The organism is Rhodococcus sp. Z13 (assembly GCF_025837095.1).
In the GTDB taxonomy this organism is placed as follows: Bacteria; Actinomycetota; Actinomycetes; order Mycobacteriales; family Mycobacteriaceae; genus Rhodococcus; species Rhodococcus sacchari.
In genome coordinates this window covers 1,535,986-1,555,359 of sequence record NZ_CP107551.1, presented here as the reverse complement: position 1 = coordinate 1,555,359, position 19,374 = coordinate 1,535,986, and the positions used below count along the sequence as shown (strand labels likewise).

General features: G+C 72.2%; 15 protein-coding genes. 8 read left to right on the top strand and 7 right to left on the bottom strand.

What is annotated here, in order from left to right:
• Positions 1–297: 297 nt before the first annotated feature.
• Positions 298–1,299, top strand: a complete 1,002-nt coding sequence (locus OED52_RS07080; protein WP_264153950.1) for an alpha/beta hydrolase — start codon at positions 298–300, stop codon at positions 1,297–1,299.
• A gap of 21 nt (positions 1,300–1,320) precedes the next feature.
• Here the strand turns inward: OED52_RS07080 and OED52_RS07075 are convergent, their stop codons facing one another.
• Entirely contained in the window at positions 1,321–1,500 is a 180-nt protein-coding gene (locus OED52_RS07075; protein ID WP_264153949.1) for a hypothetical protein, read from the bottom strand.
• Between the two features lie 214 nt (positions 1,501–1,714).
• Here OED52_RS07075 and OED52_RS07070 point away from each other — a divergent pair, with 214 nt between their 5' ends.
• Complete coding sequence (locus OED52_RS07070; protein ID WP_264153948.1) at positions 1,715–3,160, top strand: T3SS (YopN, CesT) and YbjN peptide-binding chaperone 1; 1,446 nt, start codon at positions 1,715–1,717, stop codon at positions 3,158–3,160.
• On the opposite strand, the gene OED52_RS07065 is transcribed toward OED52_RS07070, so the two are convergent.
• Positions 3,151–3,666, bottom strand: coding sequence for an O-acetyl-ADP-ribose deacetylase (locus tag OED52_RS07065; RefSeq protein ID WP_264153947.1), 516 nt, complete (start codon positions 3,664–3,666; stop codon positions 3,151–3,153). The genes OED52_RS07070 and OED52_RS07065 overlap by 10 nt on opposite strands.
• Before the next feature lie 89 nt (positions 3,667–3,755).
• On the opposite strand from OED52_RS07065, the gene malQ reads away from it, so the two are divergent.
• Complete coding sequence (gene malQ, locus OED52_RS07060; RefSeq protein WP_264153946.1) at positions 3,756–5,879, top strand: 4-alpha-glucanotransferase; 2,124 nt, start codon at positions 3,756–3,758, stop codon at positions 5,877–5,879.
• A 49-nt stretch (positions 5,880–5,928) separates the two neighbouring features.
• Here the strand turns inward: malQ and OED52_RS07055 are convergent, their stop codons facing one another.
• The gene (locus OED52_RS07055) at positions 5,929–7,719 is read right to left on the bottom strand and encodes an AMP-dependent synthetase/ligase (RefSeq protein ID WP_264153945.1); all 1,791 of its coding nucleotides are present in this window, start codon (positions 7,717–7,719) and stop codon (positions 5,929–5,931) included.
• The gene (locus OED52_RS07050; protein WP_264153944.1) at positions 7,712–8,200 is read right to left on the bottom strand and encodes a MarR family winged helix-turn-helix transcriptional regulator; all 489 of its coding nucleotides are present in this window, start codon (positions 8,198–8,200) and stop codon (positions 7,712–7,714) included. The genes OED52_RS07055 and OED52_RS07050 overlap by 8 nt, the downstream gene beginning before the upstream one ends.
• Positions 8,201–8,300: 100 nt before the next feature.
• On the opposite strand from OED52_RS07050, the gene OED52_RS07045 reads away from it, so the two are divergent.
• Genes OED52_RS07045 through OED52_RS07035 form a run of 3 tightly spaced genes read left to right on the top strand, consistent with a single transcriptional unit; the run spans position 8,301 to position 14,637 of the window.
• Positions 8,301–9,362, top strand: a complete 1,062-nt coding sequence (locus OED52_RS07045) for a DUF2397 domain-containing protein (RefSeq protein ID WP_264153943.1) — start codon at positions 8,301–8,303, stop codon at positions 9,360–9,362.
• Positions 9,359–10,471, top strand: coding sequence for a TIGR02678 family protein (locus OED52_RS07040; protein WP_264153942.1), 1,113 nt, complete (start codon positions 9,359–9,361; stop codon positions 10,469–10,471). The genes OED52_RS07045 and OED52_RS07040 overlap by 4 nt, the downstream gene beginning before the upstream one ends.
• The gene (locus OED52_RS07035) at positions 10,468–14,637 is read left to right on the top strand and encodes a TIGR02680 family protein (RefSeq protein WP_264153941.1); all 4,170 of its coding nucleotides are present in this window, start codon (positions 10,468–10,470) and stop codon (positions 14,635–14,637) included. The genes OED52_RS07040 and OED52_RS07035 overlap by 4 nt, the downstream gene beginning before the upstream one ends.
• Positions 14,638–14,782: 145 nt before the next feature.
• On the opposite strand, the gene OED52_RS07030 is transcribed toward OED52_RS07035, so the two are convergent.
• Positions 14,783–15,967 carry a thiolase family protein gene (locus tag OED52_RS07030; RefSeq protein ID WP_264153940.1) on the bottom strand — a complete coding sequence of 395 codons (1,185 nt, stop codon included), beginning with the start codon at positions 15,965–15,967 and terminating at the stop codon, positions 14,783–14,785.
• Positions 15,968–16,099: 132 nt separating this feature from the next.
• The gene (locus tag OED52_RS07025) at positions 16,100–16,897 is read right to left on the bottom strand and encodes a hypothetical protein (protein ID WP_264153939.1); all 798 of its coding nucleotides are present in this window, start codon (positions 16,895–16,897) and stop codon (positions 16,100–16,102) included.
• A gap of 318 nt (positions 16,898–17,215) precedes the next feature.
• Between OED52_RS07025 and OED52_RS07020 the strand changes: the two genes are divergently transcribed.
• Positions 17,216–17,509 carry a chorismate mutase gene (locus OED52_RS07020; protein WP_264153938.1) on the top strand — a complete coding sequence of 98 codons (294 nt, stop codon included), beginning with the start codon at positions 17,216–17,218 and terminating at the stop codon, positions 17,507–17,509.
• A 229-nt stretch (positions 17,510–17,738) separates the two neighbouring features.
• Complete coding sequence (locus OED52_RS07015; protein WP_413247725.1) at positions 17,739–17,900, top strand: hypothetical protein; 162 nt, start codon at positions 17,739–17,741, stop codon at positions 17,898–17,900.
• Between the two features lie 16 nt (positions 17,901–17,916).
• Here the strand turns inward: OED52_RS07015 and OED52_RS07010 are convergent, their stop codons facing one another.
• Positions 17,917–19,341 (bottom strand): aldehyde dehydrogenase family protein, encoded by a 1,425-nt coding sequence (locus tag OED52_RS07010; protein WP_264153937.1) that lies wholly within the window; start codon positions 19,339–19,341, stop codon positions 17,917–17,919.
• Between the last annotated feature and the right edge of the window lie 33 nt (positions 19,342–19,374).

Sequence of the window (19,374 nt, the reverse complement as noted above, 5' to 3'; positions counted from 1 at the left end):
CCCGATCTCGTCCCCCGAACGGCGACGGGCCGCGCCGCTCGAGACAACATACAGTCAGTGTGGCTTGCAAAGTGAGAGTTACGGGAAGAGTTCGGAAAACTTTTTGCACTCTCGGTGCCGAACAGAAGTTACTCCATCCGGAGCGGCCGTTCACCCGGAATCCTCACCCCGGTTTCCAACGGCCGAAATATCCGGAATTTCCTCGCCAGCCGGAGAAACGGGCGTGTCCTCGTGAATCCGGAGTCCGCACGGTCCCCGACCGGGTCCGGACCGCGACCTCCGGGCGAGACCGAGGAGGTGCCGGTCGTGACCGTCGCCCGCGCCGAATCGCTCCCGTTCCTCACCGGGGCGGCCGCACCCGACCCCGTACGGGAGTTCCCGGGAGTGAGCCCACAGTCCCGCGCGCTGTCCCTGTTCGTGCGCCGCACGATCCGTCCCGCCATCAAGGCGTGGTCGCTGGCGCCCGCCCTGCCCTGGCCCACCACGGCGATCGAGCGGCTCGCGCTGCCGCTGCAGCCGCTGCCGGGCACACGGCGTCATCGCGTGGACCTGCCCACCTGCCCCGCGGAGTTCCTGTCCGCTCCGGGAGCGGGAGGCCGTATCGCGGTGCTGTACCTGCACGGCGGCGCGTTCCTGTGCTGCGGCATCGCCACCCATCGTCACCTGGTGTCGCGCATCTCGGCCGCGACGCGGGCGCCGGTGCTGTCCGTCGGATACCGCATGCTCCCCCACCACCCGATCCGCCGCGCCGTCGAGGACGGGCTCGAGGGCCTGCGCTGGCTCACCGAACACGGCTTCCCCGCCGAGCGGGTCGTCATCGCCGGGGACTCCGCGGGTGGGTTCCTCACCTTCGCCGTCGCCCACGAGGCCACCCGCCGCGGTCCCGGCCGTCCCGCCGGCACCGTCGCGTTGTCGCCGCTGACCGATCTCGACCCGGCCCGCAAGCTGGCCCATCCCAACGCGCAGCGCTGCGCCCTGTTCCCCCGGCGGGCCGTCGGTGCCCTGTCGACGCTGGTCGAGCGGGCCGAGCGGATCACCCGGGGCACGTGCGCGCCGGTCGTCTCCCCGGTCGACCTCGACCTGTGGGGCATGCCCCCGGCGCTCGTCCAGACCGGCTCGGAGGAAATGACCTACGTCGACGCCGAGCTGATGGCACAGCGCCTCCACCTCGCCGGGGTGTCGACGGAACTGCAGGTCTGGGAGAAGCAGGTCCACGTCTTCCAGGCGGCCGCGGGGATCGTCCCGGAGGGCGACCGCGCGATCGCCGAGATCGGGCGGTTCGTGCAGTCGCTCGGCTGAGCAGGCCAGTCGGCGCCGCCGTCAGGTCGACAGACGGATCGCGTACAGGGCGGCGGCGTCGGTGGTGGAGACGGTCGCGGTGCGACCAGCCGATACGGTCGCGGTGCGACCAGCCGAGACAGCCGCGGTGCGACCAGCCGAGACGCTCGCCGGGCCGTGGCCGAGCAGGGTCCGCAGGCGTCGCACGAGCCGGTTCGTCATGTCCTCGATGGTCGGGCACCGGCGCAGGCGGCGACACCCTTGTGATCGGTGTGATCCGAACGGCGCGGGCAGACAGCCGCACGAGCGGCGCGGTGTCGACGGCAGCCGCACGAGCGGCGCGGTGTCGACGGCAGCCGCACGAGCGGCGCGGTGTCGGTCCCGGCGACTAGTGTTCTTCTCGACTCGACGCCGGCACTAGAGGAAGGGGCCCATCATGGCCGAGGTGCACGACCGGTTCGACCAGGACGTCGACCGGGCCTGGCGTGAGTTCCGCATGCGGCTGGCCGACCATGTCGCGGCGATGGACGACGGCGACGGGCTCGTACTCGAACCGCTCACCGACGAGACGGGTGGCCCGGCGGGCCCCTGTGTGCAGTTCTACGGCTGGGGCGAGCGGGTGGTGCGCTGCGAGGTGCCGTCCAACGTGCATCTCGCCCCCGACCGGCACCTGTCCCCGGCCGACGAGGCGCTGCTGCTGGAGCTCGGCCTGCAGGCCCCCACCCGTGGGCCCGACGACCCGGAGGACGGCGGGTCGCCGGCCTTCTGGATCGATCGCCCGGCGGGCTGGGCCGATCAGCTCGCCGAGATCGCGGTGCAGGCACTGCGCGCGGTGTGGGGTGTCCACCATCCGCTCTTCCTCCGCGCCGAGACGTTCGGCACCGAACGTCCGGCCCCCGAGCTCACCGGGCCGCGGCCGGTGCCGGTCCCCCGCGAGGCCGGTCCGCGACGGGTCGCCCCGCGGGCCGCGGTCGAGCCCGCCGGCGAGGAGCACCTGCGGGAGCTCATCGAGGCGGCGCTGCACGAGCGGATCGACGAGGTGCCGGCCTGGGACGAGGACGGCGACCTGGTACTGCGGGTGGCCGGGGTGCTGGTCTTCGTCGGGGTCGGCACCGGCGGCGGCAAGGTCGATCTGTTCGCCCCGGTCGTGCACTCGATCACGGGCCGGACGCGGGCGGCGGAGATCTGCGTCGATCTCAACCGCCGGTGGCCGCACCTGAAGTTCGTGCTGATCGACGACCGGCTCGCCCTGGTCGATCATGTGCCCGCCTCGCCGTTCGTCCCGGCGCACCTGCTGGCCGCGCTCGACGCGATCTCGCAGTTCGTCGAGACCATCGACTCGTCGTTCGGGGCGCATCTCGGCGGGATCCTGCTGCGAGACAGCGGGTTCGATGACTACGACGGCCCCCACGACGACTCCGCCGAGCAGTCCTGGGGCGACGCCGCGCAGCTGCCCGAGGCGGAGGAGGATCTGCCCGTCGCCCTGCTGGCGGTGCGCGACTTCCATCTCGACGGGCTGACCGAGATCACTCCGAGCACCGTCGCGGCGATCGGCGGCCGGAACCCCGAGCAGTTGCGGCGATTCCTCACGATCAGCACCGAACTGCAGGTGTGGTGGGCCGGCGAGTCGGAGACGCGGGCGGCCGCGCTCAACATGGACGGCGCGGAGGAAGCCCACGCGAAGGCCGTCGAGTGGGAGCTGACGAGCCGTTCGCTCACGGCGGCGCTGCAGTTCCTCGAGCAGGACGGGGACGACGCGGAGTCCCCGGGGCCGCGCCCGCCGCGACCGACGGCGGGCCGGGATCCGGAGCCCGAGCAGCCGGCCCTGTTCGACACCCCCGACGAACCGACGCTGTTCGACGGCTTCGGCGACTACGCCTGAGCGACGGCGCGGCGCAGGGCGTCGACCGCGGCGAGGTCGTAGCCGACGAGCACGACGGTCTCGACGGAGGTCTGCGTGCCGCGGAGGGCGGTGACGGCGCGCAGTGCCGCATCGTCGACGGGCCAGCCGTAGATGCCCGCGGAGATGAGCGGGAACGACACGGTCCGCGCCCCGAGGTCGTGCGCGACGAGCAGGCTGTTGCGGTACGCCGCTTCCAGGATGTGACTGCGGTCCTCGTTCCGCGACCACACCGGGCCGACGGTGTGGATCACCCAGCGAGCGGGCAACCGTCCCGCGGTGGTCGCCACCGCGCGGCCCGGCGTCAGGCCGTCCGGTAGTTGCGTCGCGCGGAGTTCGCGGCAGGCTTCGAGGACCTCGGGACCACCGGCACTGTGGATGGCACCGTCGACGCCACCGCCTCCGAGCAGGGAGGAGTTCGCAGCGTTGACGATCGCGTCCACCGCGATGGTGGTGATGTCGCCGTGTGCGATGTCGAGAGCGGTCACGCCCCGAGCCTAGTGTTCGCGGCACCGGCCTGGGTGCTGTCCGCCGGCTCACCTGCCGCCGGCCCGATTTGCTGGCATGATTCGAGAGCGTGACCTCCACCGAGAAGCTGCGCGAGCTGGCCGGGCGCCACGGGATCTCCACGACCTACGTCGGCTGGGACGAACTCGAGCACGACGTGCCCGACGAGACGCTGCGCCGGGTGCTCGCGGCCCTCGACGTGCCGGCCTCGACGCCGGAGGAGATCGAGGCCGCACTCGCCGATCTCGACGACCTGCCGTGGCGCCGGATGCTGCCGCCCTCCCTGGTGGTGGTCGAGGGCGAGGAGCGGACCTTCCCGGTGCACGTCCCGCACGGCGACCCGGTGTCGGTGTGGGTGGTGACCGAGGACGGGAACGAGGTCGACGCCGAGCAACTCGACGTGTGGGTGGATCCCCGTTCGGTGGACGGCCGGCTCGTGGGCCGTGCGACGTTCGCGGTGCCGCGGCTTCCGCTGGGCTGGCACCGGCTGCACGCCCGGAGCAACGACGTCGAGGTCACCGCGATGCTGGCGGTGACCCCGCGGCGACTGTCCACCGCGGACCGGCTCCTGGAGTCGCAGCGGTGGGGCCTTGCAGTGCAACTGTATTCGGTGCGGTCGCGCAGGTCCTGGGGTATCGGGGATTTCGCGGATCTCGCCGACCTCGCGGCCGTCACGGCCGGGCACGGCGGCGACTTCGTCCTCATCAACCCGGTGCACGCGGCGGAACCGGTTGCGCCGCACGAACCTTCACCCTATCTGCCGTCCTCCCGCCGGTTCGTCGACCCGCTCTACCTCCGGATCGAGGAGATCCCGGAGGCCGCCTATCTGCCGGCCGCGGACCGCACCGTGCTCGACGACTATGCGGAGCGCCTCCGCAAGGCGAACGGCAAGGCCCGGAAGATCGATCGGGACAAGGTGTTCCGCGCGAAGCTCGACGTGCTCGAGAGGATCCACCGGGTTCCGCTCGGCCCCGCCCGCCGGGCGTCCTTCGAGGCATTCTGCACCGAAAGAGGAAGCGCCCTCGACGATTTCGCACTGTGGTGCGCGGTCTACGAGAAGTACGGCGACCGGCTCGGCAAGTGGGCGTCGCGGGCGCCGGGTCCGGACGACCCGAAGACGGAGCGGCTGCGGACGCGGCTGGCCGCGCGCATCGACTTCCACCGGTGGCTGCAGTGGCTGTGCGACGAGCAGCTGGCGGCGGCGCAGGACGGTGCCCGCCGCGCCGGCGCCGGTCTCGGTATCGTGCACGACCTCGCGGTGGGGGTGCGTCCGCACGGCGCCGACGCCTGGACACTCGGGGATGCCCTGGCGTCCGGGGTCACGGTCGGTGCGCCGCCGGACGACTTCAACCGCAACGGGCAGAACTGGAACCAGCCGCCCTGGCGGCCCGACCGCCTGGCCGAACTGGGTTACGTTCCCTACCGGGACGTGGTGCGTTCGGCGCTGCGGCACGCCGGCGGGGTGCGGGTCGACCACATCCTGGGTCTGTTCCGTACCTGGTGGGTGCCGGAGGGGATGTCCCCGGCCGACGGCACCTACGTCCGTAGCGACCACGAGGCACTGATCGGGATCCTCGCGCTCGAGGCCCAGCGAGCCGGTGCGGTGGTCGTCGGTGAGGACCTGGGGGTCTTCGAGGAGTGGGTGCAGGAGTACCTCGCCGAGCGTGGTATCGCCGGCACTTCGATCCTGTGGTTCGAGCGGGACGAGGACGCGGCGCGGGCACCGGAGAGTTATCGAGCGCTGTGCCTGACCTCGGTGACCACCCACGACCTGCCGCCGACCGCGGGATATCTGGCGGGCGACCACGTCCGGTTGCGGTCGGAACTCGGCCTGCTCGAACACGATCTGGAGACCGAGCTCGCCGGTGCGGCCGCCGAGCGGGACGCGGTGCTGGCCCTCGCGCGAGAGCGGGGTCTGCTCGGCGACGACGAGACCGGCACGGACCGGCAGGTGGAGGCGCTGCACCGCCTCATCGCCGCGAGTCCGTCGGCTCTGCTGGGGCTTTCGCTGGTCGACGTGGTGGGTGAGCGGCGCAGCCAGAACCAGCCGGGCACGGTCGACGAGTACCCGAACTGGCGGGTGCCGCTCGCGGATGCGCGCGGCCGCGCCGTCCTCGTCGAGGACCTCGTCGAACACGAGGGGTTCGCGCGGCTCGCCCGGGCCCTGGAAGGCGGTCGCGGATCACGGTCGTGAACGGGCCGGCCGCCGGCCCGCCTCGCGGATCGGCGGCCGGGACCGGGACTCACTTGGCGTAGAGTGCGTCGATCTCGTGGGCGAAGCGCTCCGTGACCACGTTGCGCTTGATCTTGAGGGTGGGGGTCAGTTCCCCCGACTCCTCGGTGAGGTCGCGGTCGAGGATGACGAACTTCTTGATCGCCTCGGCGTGGGAGACGAGGGTGTTGGCGTCGTCAACGATCGTCTGTACCGCGTCGCGCAGGGCCGGGTCGTGGCGCAGCCGGCCGATGGTCGCCTCGGCGGGTTTGCCGTTCTCGGCCTTCCAGTTCTCGAAGACGTCGGGGTCGACGGTGACGAGCGCCGAGATGAAGCTGCGGCCGTCACCGACGACGACGGCCTGCGACACCAGGGTGTGCGAGCGCATGCGGTCCTCGAGCGGGCCGGGCGAGACGTTCTTGCCACCGGCGGTGATGATGAGGTCCTTCTTGCGGCCGGTGATAGACAGGTAGCCGTCCTCGTCGAGGGAGCCGAGATCGCCGGTGCGGAACCAGCCGTCGCGGAAGGCGGCCTCGGTGGCCTCCTCGTTGCGCCAGTAGCCGTCGAAGACGACGTTGCCGCGCAGCTCGATCTCGCCGTCCTCGGCGATGCGGACGGTGTTGCCGCCCATGGGACGTCCGACGGAGCCGATCTTCTGCGAGCCGGGCATGTTGACGCAGTGTGCGGCGGTGGTCTCGGTGAGGCCGTAGCCCTCGTAGATCGGGACGCCGACGCCCCGGAAGAAGTGGCCCAGGCGCGGGCTCAGGGCGCCGCCACCGGAGATGGCGTACCAGCACTCGTTGCCCATCGCCGCGCGCAGCTTCGAGTAGACGAGCTTGTCGGCGAGGGTGTGCTTGGCCTTGAGCAGCAGCGACGGGCCGCCCTGGTCGAGGGACTCGCTGTAGGCGATGGCGGTCTCCTCGGCGAAGCGGAAGATCGCGGCCTTGACCGGTCCGCCCGAGGAGGCCTTGGCGGCCGCGGCGTCGCGGACCTTCTCGAACACCCGCGGTACCCCGAGGATGACGTTGGGCGAGTAGCGGGTGAACTGCTCGGAGATGGTGGAGAAGTCGGACCAGTGGGCCTGCGCCGAACCAGATTCGAACAGGGCCAGCGACACCGCGCGGGCGAGCACGTGGGCGAGCGGCAGGAAGGTCAGGCCGCGGCGGCCGGGGCCTGCGACCACGCCGATGTCGGACTGCAGGATCGCGCGGACCTCGGAGAGGAAGTTGCGGTGGGTGAGCATGCAGCCCTTGGGACGCCCGGTGGTGCCCGAGGTGTAGACGAGCGAGGCGACGTTCGCGGAGCGGATTCCGGCGAGGCGGGCCTTCAGCTCCGCGTCGTCGACCTCGGCGCCTTCGGCGGCGAGGGTGTCCACCGCGCCGTTCTCGATCTGCAGCACGCGGCGCAGGGTGTCGGGCATGTCGACGAACAGGGCCTCGTGGCGGGCGGTCTCGACGACGGCCAGGCCGGCCTCGGAGTCCTGGAGGATCCAGCGGATCTGTTCGGTGGACGAGGAGTCGTAGATCGGGACCGAGACGGCACCGGCAGCCCAGATGGCGTAGTCGAACAGCGACCACTCGTAGCGGGTGGCGGACAGCAGGGCGACGCGGTCGCCGGGGCCGACCCCGTTGGCGATCAGGCCCTTGGCGACGGCCTCGACCTGGTCGGCGAACTGCCGTGCCGTGACGGCGACCCACTGGCCTCCCAGGGGACGCGAGAACATCACCCGGTGCGGGGTCGTCTCCGCTTGGGTGAACACCGTGTGGACGACCGACTCGTCGTCTCCGATGGTGAACGGGGCCGGGGTCGAGTACTCACGCACTGCAATCTCCATCGTTCTGGTCGGGTGTCCGGGCATCGGGGTCGACTCCGGCTCGGAATCGGCGCAGAAGCGTCACGAACCGGTCGAGGTCGTCCGGTGCCCATCCGCCGAGTCCGGCCCGGACGTCGTCGAGACGGCTGTCGACGGCACGCCGCAGGATCTGTGCGCCGTGGTCGGTGAGCCGCAGCGGATGACCGATACGGGCAGGTCCCGTCTCCGCCTCGACCCAACCCGCTTCGACGGCGTGCCGCAACTGGCGCGACACGGTCGAGCGGTGGACACCGAAGGCCTCGGAAATGTCGGTGGCGCGGCAGCCGGGGTTCCGGGCGATGAAGCCCAGGAGCGAATGCTGTGCGAGAGTGAGGCCACCGTCCTCCACTCGTGCTCCGGACGTGAGGAGGCGTACGAGAAGCACGAACTCCTCGTATACGCGGGCAACGCCGTCCTCGGACGGCGGGCCGAGCTGCCGCTTGTGTTGCACAGGGCAACTATAAACCGGAGTGGAGCACAGGACGAAAGAGCCCGGTGACCCCACCCGGTTAGCCTGTCGGTACCGCAGAGCACTCGGGAGGGGGATTCGGATGGGCCGGGACGCCGACCGGAATCTCTTCCGTCACCTCGTCGTGGACGACGCCGACGACCACCTCGCCGTGCTGGACTGCTTCACCGATCTCCTGCCCGCCGAACTCTCCGCCGAGCAGGTTGCGGCGGCCTGTACCGCCCGGGGCCGGGCCCTCGACCCCGAACGCGCCGAGGCCAGCTGCCGGCAGCTGGTCGGGTGGGGGAACCTCGCGGCCGTGCACCCCGGCACGAGTGGGGACGGTGGATCCGGCACGGTCCGCTACCGGATCACCCCGGCAGGCGTCCGCGTGCACCGGGAGACGACCGCGCTGCTCGCATCCCGGGAGGACACCCGCGGGATCGCGCCGGCCCCGCTCGGCCCCCTCGTCGACGCACTCGACGACCTCCTCGACGCCACCGCCTCTGTACTCGAGCCGTCCGCGCAGGTCACCGCGGTCTTCGACCACCACCGCCGGTTCACCGCCGGTGTCGCCGACCTCCACGCCCAGCTGGCCGAGGTCCTGGGCCGGTGGGAGCAGACCCCGCCCCGGGACGCGGCCGAAGTCGACACCCTGATCGAGCAGGTCGACAGGCACGCCGCCGACGTCCGGCGGCACGCACCCCGCGTCGCCACCCGGCTGTCGCAGATCCTCCCCCGGCTCGACCTGCTGCTCGCGGCCCTTCCCGGCACGTTCACCTCCCCCGGGCGCGACCGGGCCGAGTGGGAGGCACTGGCCCGGTGGTACGCCGACGATGCGGGACCGCGCCGCGTACGCGAGGCCGCGGCGGCGGCCCTGAACCGCCTGCTCACGCACGCCCACCGGACCGGGACGGGAGCACCGGACGGCTCGCACCGCGCCGAGTTGCTGCGCCTGGCCCGCCGCTTCGCCGACGCGCCGGATGCGCAGGCCCACCGGTTGTTCGCCGCGACCTTCGGTACCCATCCGAGCCGGCACCTGCTGTGCGGCCCCCGCGAACCGGATCCGCGCGCCGGTGCGGGCACGTCGTGGTGGCACACCGAACCCGTCGCCGTCCCCGCGTTCCTGCGCGAGCGGGTCGAGTCCGGGACGGTCGCCCGGTGACCGCACCGCACACGCTCACCGCCGCGCGGGACGCGGTGGAGCGCCGGGAAGCGGCGCGCGCCCTGCTGCAGCAACCGATCGTCACCTCCGCCACCGATCCCGTGACCGTCGCGGCGGCGCGCCGTCACGCTCCCGCCCTGACCGCGATGTTCGCCGAGCGGCTGGGCTACCGGCTCGTCGTCGGGCCCACCTTCGCCCGGCTCGAGAAGGCACCGCTCGACCCGGCTTCCCCGCCCCGCGGTGCGCGGCACGCGGACGGAGACCACTTCGGTCCCACCACCTACGCGTGCCTCGCGTTGGCCTGCGCGGCCCTGCTGGTGCCGGGTACCGGCGACGAGGTGTCCGCCGCGCGGCTGCGGGAACAGGTCCGCGTCGACGCGGCCGATCTCGGCATACCCCTCGGGGGCGAGGCGTCCGCACGACGCGACCTGGACGCGGCCCTGCAACTCCTCGAGGAATGGGGTGTGCTCACCGGATCCGGTTCGCCGGAGGGCACTTCCGGCCCGACCTTCACCGTGCACCGCGATCTGCTCCCCCACCTGACCACCGTGCACCTGCCCCCCGCCCCGCACACCCACCCAACCCCACAGCCGGTACCGGCGGCCGTCCGGCTCTACCGCCGCCTGGTGGAGGACCCGTTCGTGTCCCGCAGTGAACTCGACGCCGAGACGGCCGAGGTGCTCGTGCGCGACCGGCACGAACTGGCCCGCCGGCTCGAGGAGGACTTCGGGCTCGTCCTCGAGATCCGCGCCGAGGGGGCCCTGGCGTACGACCCGGACGGCACCCTCACCGACGAACAGTTCCCCGGCCCCGGTCCCGTCCAGCGGGCAGCTCTGCTCCTCGTGTCCGAACTCGCCGCCCGCCAAACCGATGCGGGAGCCGAGCCACAGGTGGACGACGCCACCGCCGACGAGATCCTCGCCGGGCTCACCCCCGCTCCCGGGCGGCTGCGGGGTACCGCCTCCGTCCGCGACCCCGCATCGTTCCGCCGCGACGTCACCGCACTGCTCGTGCGCCTGAACCTCGCCCGCCCCCACGACGGCGGGTTCACCCTCACCGCCGCAGCAGCCCGGTACCGGCCCGTCCCGCCCGGAGGTTCCCGCCGATGACGCATTTCGCCGTTCCCTCCTCCGACGGGCCTCGTGTGCTGCCGTTCCCGGACCGCCGGCGTCTGTCGCGTGCCGGGATCCTGAACGTCTGGCACTTCGCCGACGTCGAGTTCGTCGCCTCCGGGGGCCGCCTGGTCCTGCGGGGCCCGACCGGCGTGGGCAGGACCCGCGCCCTCGAAATGCTGCTGCCCTTCCTGCTCGACGGCGACCGCACCCGGCTGGACGCGAGCGGCGCCGGGCGGGTCGATCTCGACGAACTCATGCGCACCGGCGCGACGGGACAGGACGAGCGCGTCGGTTTCCTGTGGCTCGAACTGTCCGGAACGGCAGATACTCTCACGATCGTCGCCCGCCTCCGGTACAGCGCGACCACCGATCGCAGCGAGGTGCACTTCTTCACGACGAACCTGCGCGTCGGAGTCGACCTGCACCTCGTGGACGAGCACCGCGTCCCGCTGTCCCGCGACGAACTCACCCGGCTCGTCGGACCGGACGACGTCACCCGCGATCCCGAACGACACCGTGCGAGGGTCGCCGAACGGGTCTTCGGGCTGCGCGGCGAGGCCGGGCTCGAACGGTATTCCGTTCTGCTGCACCTGCTGCACCTGCTGCGCTCCCCCGATACGGGTGATCGTCCCGGCACGGACGACCTCGCCCGGAGCCTCACGGACGCGCTGCCACCGTTGCCGGAGGACGTGTTCGCGGCGGCCGCTGGGCAACTCGACCTGCTCGACGAGACCCGGCGCGAGCAGATCCGGCTCGAGACCGAGCACGACCGGCTGCAGCTCTTCCACGAGGTCCTCCGCCGGTACGCCACGGAGGCCCTGCGCACCGACGCGGAGGCGGCCCGTGCCGCGGCACAGCGCGTGTCCGAGACCCGACGGGAGGGCGCCGCCGCGGAGGCCGAGGAGGCCGATCTCCGGACGCAGGTCGCAGCGGCCGAGGTGCGGTGGCAGGAGCGGCGCGATCAGATCGACGAACTCGATCACGCCCTGCGCGGTCTCACCTCCCACGGATCCTTCCGCACGGCAGAGGATCTCGCGCAGAGTCGGGCCACGGTCGGCGCGCTCGCCCGCACCGCCGACCTCACGGCGGACGCCGCCGAGCACGCCCGCCACCAGGAGCACACCGAGGCCGAGCACGCCGCGGTCCTGCTCGACGAGCTGACCGCCGCCGTCACCCGCGCCGCGCAACGTCTCGGGACGGCACGCTCCGCCCTCGCTCCGGTGGGTCTGCCGGGCGATCCCGTTCCCGGGCCGCTGTATCTCGGGATCGACCGTGTCGCACCCGCTCTCGGCTCCGTCCGGACGGGGCGGGAGACCGCCCCCGAGCCGGTGGTCCGGCCGACCGTGCCGCTGGTACACCTCGTCCCCGACGAGATCGATCCGGTGCGCGAGGCCGTCGAGCGGGCCGGCGCCGAGGTGCGGAGGCGCCGCGAGCAGGCGGATCGCCGTCTCGTGGAGGCCCGTCGTCTCGAGGCCGCGGAATACGCTGTGCGCGAGGCGCAGAGCATCGCCGACCGGGCCGGCCGGGAGGCCGAGCGTCTCACCGCCGAGGTCGCCGAGGCCGAGACCCGGGTCGGTGCGGCGGCGTCCGCGTTGCTGCACCGCTGGCGCGAGTGGATCATCGCGGACCGCACCCTCGCCCTGTTGCCGGCGGTGGGACGTGAACGCGTCGGTCTCCTGCACGATCTGTCCGAGCGGCTCGACGCTCTGCTCGAGGATCCGGAGGATGCGGGGAAGGTGCTCGACGAGGTCGACGACCTGCCCCGCGAGCCGGCCCGCGCCGCGATCGCCGAGTGCGAGGAGGCCGCGGCCGCCGGCGAGACCCGGGACCGTCTCGACCGCGCCGCCCGCGAGGCCCTGGAGCACGAGGAGGCAGCGCTCCGGCAGGAGAGCGAAGGACCCCGGCCTGCGGCCTGGCACCCGCGGACCGACGGTGTGCCCTTCTGGCAGGCAGTCGACTTCGCCGGCACCCTCGGCGACGACGACCGCACCGGCATCGAATCCGCCCTGCTCGCAGCGGGTTTCCTCACGGCGATGATCGACAGCGAGGGTCGTCTGCGCGCGCAGGGCGGGCAGGTCCTCGTCTCCCCACGCGGCGAACCTCCCGCCCAGCCGCTGTCGACGGTGCTGCTGCCCGACCCCGACGCCGGGCTGCCCGCCGCGGCGATCACCGCGGTGCTCAACACCATCGGCTTCGAGGACCCGGCCGCGGTGGCGTCGGTGTCACGGGATGGACGCTGGCACAACGGGGTCCTGCGCGGGCGGCACACCGCAGAGACCGCGCGGTACATCGGGCGCGCCGCCCGCGACGTCGCCACCGCGGCACGGCGGGTGCGGCTCGACGAGATCCGCGCGGACCTCACACGACTCGACCTCGCGGAACGCAAGCGCCTGGTCGACACCCCCGATCCCGCCCGTCGTCGCCGGGAGATCGACGACCATCTGGCGACCGCCCCCGATTCCGGGGCGTTGCGCGCGGCCCTGGACCGGCGCCGGCAGGTCACCGCCGGTGTCCACACTGCCGTCACCACCGCGGTCGGGCTCCGCGACCGCGCCACCGCACTGCGGGCGCAGTGGAGTACCGAACTGGAGACCCACCGGGCCCTGTGCCGTCACGCCGGGGTGCCTGCCGACCTCGCCGATCTCGAGGCCCTCGTCGAGGCCTGCCGCGCCGCCGAGACCGCCTGCTCCGAGCTGGCCCGCGATCTCGCGGAGGTCGATGCGGCACGCACCCGTTTCGCCGCCGCCGTCGAACGGTTCGATCTGTCCACGTCGGTGCGGGTCGACGCGGAGGAGCTCGCCGACTCGTGCCGGCGCGAATGGCACGCGGCGGCCGCGGCCGCCGCGGCCCGGGCGGCGGCCGCCGACCTCGACGTCGCGGAACTGGAACGGGAACTGCGCCGGTCGGAGGAGGAACGGGCCCGCGCCGACGAGCAGTGCCGTCGCACCGTGGCGCACCGCGAGGGACTCGGTCGCGCGGTCGCGGAGGTCCGGCAGCGGTGCGCCGCGGCCCGCGCGCGGTTGAAGCGGGACCGAGCGGACCTCCTCGCCGCCGGGGAACGGCTGGCGTGGCGGCTGTGCGAGTTCCGGGCCGCGCTCGCGGACGGCCCGGGGTCCGTGCCGCTCCCGGACGCCCTCACCCGGCCCGACGACCCCGAGCACGTCCGCGCGGTGGCGCAGGAGCTGCTCGATGCCCTGCCACCGGCCTCGGAGACCGACGAGGACGCCCTCCTCGACGCGGTGCGGCGATTCGACCGCGACACGGCCGGACGGTTCACGGTCGAGCACACGGCCGAGGACGGCACCCATCGGGTGCGGATCGCCGAGAACGGCGACGTCCGCACCCCGGCGGCGCTGCTCACCACCCTCGCGCGGCGGGTCGAGGAGCACCGGCGGCAGATGGCACAGCGCGAGCGCGAGGTGCTCACGACGGTGATGCTCGGTGGCACGGTCGACGAGGTGCGGCGGTGTCTCGACCGGGCACGGCGGCTGGTCGACGAGGTGGACGAGTGTCTCACCGCGACCCGCACCACCCACGGGATCGGTGTGCGTCTCGGCTGGGTTCCCGCGCACGCGGATCCCGACGCGGAGCAGCTCGCCCACCTGTTCGCGGAGCCCACCACCGCGGAGGTTGCGGAGGAACTCGCCGAGGTGCTGGGTCGTCGCATCGAGCGGTCGTACGCCGCCGACCCGGCCGCGGGCTGGGTGCAGCACCTGGCGCGGGCACTCGATCCCCGGCGGTGGCACGACGTCGAGGTCACGCTCACCGGCCCGGAGACCGGGCGGGAACGACGGATCTCCCCGCGCGCCCGCATCTCCCGCGGAGAGCTGCGTTTCGTGTCGTACGCGACGATGCTCGCCGCCGTGGACCTGTGCCTGTCGGGACTGCCGGAGAGCGATCGGGCGTGGCGTCCGGTGGTGCTCGACGATGTCTTCGCGGGGATGGACGAGCCGACGGCCGGGACGCTGGTGGAGCTGCTGACCCGGCGCGACCTCGATGTCCTCGCGACCGGGCATTCCTCCTGGCGGTGCGTGTCGCACGAGGCCGAGCTGGACGTGTACGAGATCCATCGGGACGAGGACGGTGCGGCGGTGGCGACCCTGGTCCGCGAGCACGGTCACGGCCGCCACGCCCGGCCGCTCGTCGGCCCCCACATGTGACGAGGCGGTGGGTGCGACGGACGTCGCACCCACCGCCTCCTCGGTGTTCTCCCGTGCGGCCGCTACCGCGGCCGGGTGGTCACTTCACGCGGCGCAGCAGCACAGCCGCGGGTCACTTCACGCGGCGCAGCAGCACAGCCGCGGGTCACTTCACGCGGCGCAGCAGCGCAGCCAGGGCCTGACCGCCGCCGATGCACATGGTCACGACGCCGAGTTCGAGGTCGCGACGGATCAGGTCCTTGGCGACGCGCAGGGTCAGGATCGCGCCGGTCGCACCCACGGGATGGCCCAGGGCGATCGCGCCGCCGTACGGATTGGTCTTGGCCGGATCGAGCTTCACGTCGCGGATCACCGCGACGGCCTGGGAGGCGAACGCCTCGTTGAGCTCGACGGTGTCGACGTCGTCCGGGGTCAGACCGTTCTGGTCGAACAGCTTGCGCAGCGCCAGCGTCGGGGCGTAGCCCATCAGCTCGGGCTCCATCGCGGCGGTGGCCACCGATTCGAGCACCACCGAGGTGTCCAGGCCCCGCTCCCGGGCGACGGACTCGCGGGCCAGCACCAGCGCCGCGGCGCCGTCGTTGATGCCCGAGGCGTTGCCGGCGGTGACGGTGCCGTCGGAGACGAACGCTGCCCGCAGCTTGCCGAGCACCTCGAGGGTGGTGTCGGGCTTGGGGTGCTCGTCCTCGGTCACGGTGACGGGCTTGCGGCCCCCGACCTCGACCGGGGTGATCTCCTCGGCGAAGGCGGCCTTGGCGGCGTCGGTGGCGGCGCGGCGCTGCGATTCGAGCGCGAACTCGTCCTGCTGCTCGCGGCTGACACCGTACTTGGCAGCGACGTTCTCAGCAGTGACACCCATGTGCTTGCCGCTGAACGGGTCGGTGAGCATCGCGACGGTGCCGTCGACGAGTTCACGGTTGCCGAGCTTGTAACCGCTGCGGGCACCGAAGTCGTAGAACGGCATCCGCGACATGTTCTCGTCACCACCGGCGAGGGCGATGTCGGCGCTGCCCCAGCGGATCTCCTGGGCCGCGGACCACACGGCCTGCAGGCCCGAGCCGCACAGGCGGTTGACGGTCAGCGCCGGGGTGGAGATCGGAAGGCCGGCCGCGAGGGCGACACGGCGGGCGTTGTAGGCATCGGGGCCGACCTGGCCGATGCAGCCCATGATCACCTCGTCGATGTCCTCGCCCGTGACACCGGCGCGCTGCAGGGCCTCGCGCGCGGCGACCGCGCCCAGCTCGTGCGCCGGCACGTCCTTGAAGGCACCGCCGAAGCTTCCGATCGGGGTACGCGCCCCGTCGACAACGACGATTCGTTCCGGAGTAGTCATCCCTCGTCCAATCTCGTACGACACGTCTCAGCACAACGATTACGGCACCGAGTGCCGCACGTTTCGTGTCTCGAACTTACCTTCGGGAACGGGTTCGAGGAAAGAGGCGTCGACCTGCGTGGCGGTCCGCCCTCAGCGCGACCGCACAACCTGGAGCGATCCGCTGCGCAGCCGTTCGGCCGCGACGGGTGTGCCGAGCTCGCGACGCAGCTGCGGCTGCTCGGCGTAGAGCGTCAGGAAACGGTGCAGCAGCTCGGGATCCACGGCGAATCGCCGTGCGTCGACCTCGATCCGGGGCGAGCCGGGAATCCGGTCGAAGGAGAACAGCCGGCTCGTGCGGCGGCGGGCCCACGCGGCCCCCTCGTCACCCTCGACGAGGACCTCCGGGAAGCCGTGGTGGACCATCCGGACGCGGCGCACCGAGATCCAGGGTAGATACGACTCGGCGGACCAGCCCCGCGAGCGTATCCCGTCGGGTGCGAGCACCAGGGATGTCGATCGGACGTGCCCGAGTGCCACCTCGGCGAGGAAGACCGGACAGGGCACGGCGACGAGCAGCAGGATCACGCCCACCCAGGGCAGCCCGTCGTTGCCGAGCACGATCTCCACACCGGCGCCGAGGGAGAGGAAACCGGCACAGGTGACCATGAGGACCAGCAGGGCGAAGACGATCCCGCGGGCCCGGATCTCCGTGCCGACGTACCCGGCCCGATCGACGAACCGCACCCGGGGCGCCCCGCGGCCGGGCCACCAGTAGACGGCACCGAAGGCGGCGGTGAGAAGCATCAGCACCGCGAGGACGAGGAAGAACATCGCTTCCCCCCGGGTAGCCCCGGGCCCCATCGAGGCAGCACGGAACGCCGCGAGGATCCCCATGACCGCGGCGCAGACCACCGACATCGAGACCCGCAGGTCCACACTTCGGCGCATCGATCCCCCTTCCGGACCACCGGAAGCCCCGACGCTCCCGCCCCCTGCCGGTGGCGCGAACGCTACCTCGAGACTCCGACGAGGAGCCGCCGACGAGCGGAGGCACCGCCTTCCGGCGCGCCCGGTTGCTGCGACGCAAATGTGACAATTACCATACCCCGCGGTCGATCTCGTGTTTTCCCAGTACGAGACGGTTTTCTGGGGGGGATGGCGATGCCGGGAGCGGACGACGAGAAAATTTTCCTACGTGTCGGTAACGCCGATGGCCCGGAAGCCGACAGAATCTGTGACGATTCAGACGAGACCGGAGGAGTCTGCATGACTGTCCAGCTTGATTCGCCTGGCATCGCGTCCGTCGACGAAGCGTCGTCGACCGAGGCAGAGCTCGGGCACATGTTCGACCAGCTCAAGGCTCTCGATGCTCAGATCCTCGAGGTGATCAAGCGTCGCTCGGAACTGTCCCAGCGCATCGGGGCGGCCGCGGAGGCCGCCGCTGCGACCCGCGAGGCGCAGGCCGAGGAGATGGCCGTGCTCAACCGGTTCCAGGAGCTCGGTGCCGACGGCAGCGCCCTGGCGATGACGCTGCTGCGCCTGGGGCGCACCCGGGCCTGATCCACGGCTCACGAAGGCCCTCGCACCGCCCGGTGCGAGGGCCTTCGCCGTGTCCGATCCGTGATGCGGGCCCCGCGATCGGATCACGCCGAGATCAACCCTCTCGTTCCGGACCGACCCGGCACAGGGTCGAAACCTCTCGGCATCACGCCCGACAGGAACAGCATGGATCCGGGACCGACCGGCAAGCGCGCCATCGTCACGGGCGGCAGCGGAACGAGTGCGCAACGTGAGCGTCGCGGCGGTGACGACGAATCTCGCCGACGAACTCGGCCCGCACGGCATCAACGTCACCGTGGTGCACCCGGGCCGCACCCGCACCGAGCGGCTCGTCGCCCGGCTCGCCGAGCAGTCCGCCGCGACCGGGGTGCCCGGAGCCGTCCACTGCTGAACGCCGAGCGCTGCGCTCAGCGCAGGATCGACTTGATCTCCAGGAACTCCTCGAGACCGAACACGCCGGCCTCCCGGCCGATGCCCGACTGCTTGTAGCCGCCGAACGGCGCGTCGGTGTTGAAGGCACCACCGTTGATGTAGACCTGACCGGTGCGCATGCGCCGGGCCACGGCCTCGGCGCGCGCCGGGTCGGCCGACCACACCCCACCGGACAGGCCGTAGTCGCTGTCGTTGGCGATCCGCACGGCGTCGTCCTCGTCCTCGTACCCGATGATCGACAGCACCGGCCCGAAGATCTCCTCACGGGCGATGGTCATGTCCGGGGTGACCCGCGTGAAGACGGTGGGGCCGACGAAGAAGCCGGTGGTGAACCCGGTCTCGCGGCCGTCGAGTGCCAGTTCGGCGCCCTCCTCGACCCCCTTGTCGATGTACGCCTTCACGCGGGCCTGCTGGGTGCCGCTGACGAGCGGGCCGAGCTTGGCCTGCGGGTCGGTCGGCAGGCCGAGGGTGTAGGCCCGTGCGACCTGCACGGCCAGTTCGGTGGCCTCGTCGATCCGGTTCGCCGGCACGAGCATGCGGGTCAGGGCGGTGCAGGTCTGCCCCGAGTTGAGGTAGCACTTGCCGATGCCCTCGGTGACGGCGGCGGCCAGGTCGGCGTCGTCGAGGATGATGTTGGCCGACTTGCCGCCGAGTTCGAGCGCGACCTTCTTGACGGTCTCCGCGGCGACCGCGGCGACCCGCTTGCCGGCCCGGGTGGAGCCGGTGAACGAGACCATGTCGACGTCCGGGTGAGCGGCGACGGCCTCACCGACGACCGGGCCGTAACCGCTGACGACGTTGAGCACGCCCGGCGGCAGCCCGGCCTCGTCGACGATGTCGATCAGCGCGTAGGTGACCAGCGGGGCGACCTCGGTGGGCTTGAGGACCACGGTGCAGCCGGCGGCGAGCGCGGCGAAGACCTTGAGCACCACCTGGTGCAGCGGGTAGTTCCAGGGGGTGATGGCGCCGACGACGCCGATCGGTTCGCGCACCACCAGGGCGTTGCCGATCTCCCGGTCGTCGAAGTCGTAGCTGCCCGCCAGTTCGGCGTAGCCGGCGATGTTCTTCAGCGGCATCCCGATCTGGATTGCGCGGGCGAAGTGCGCGGGCATCCCCATGTCCTGCGACACGATGCGGGTGAGCTCCTCGGCGCGTTCGTTCGCGAGCGAGGAGACCTTCTCGAGGTAGGCGGCGCGGGCGGCGCCGCTGAGGGCCGCCCATTCGGGGAAGGCGGCCTTGGCAGCGGCCACGGCGCGGTCGACGTCGGAGGTCGTGCCCTCCGCGACGACGGCGATGACCTCTTCGGTCGCCGGATCGACGACCTCGATCCGGCCGGTGCCGTCGGAGTCGACCCATCGGCCCCCGATGTAGATCTTCGTGCGGTCGAGTACGTCCGTCATCTTCGGTCTCCCCTGCTCGTAGGACGGTTCCGG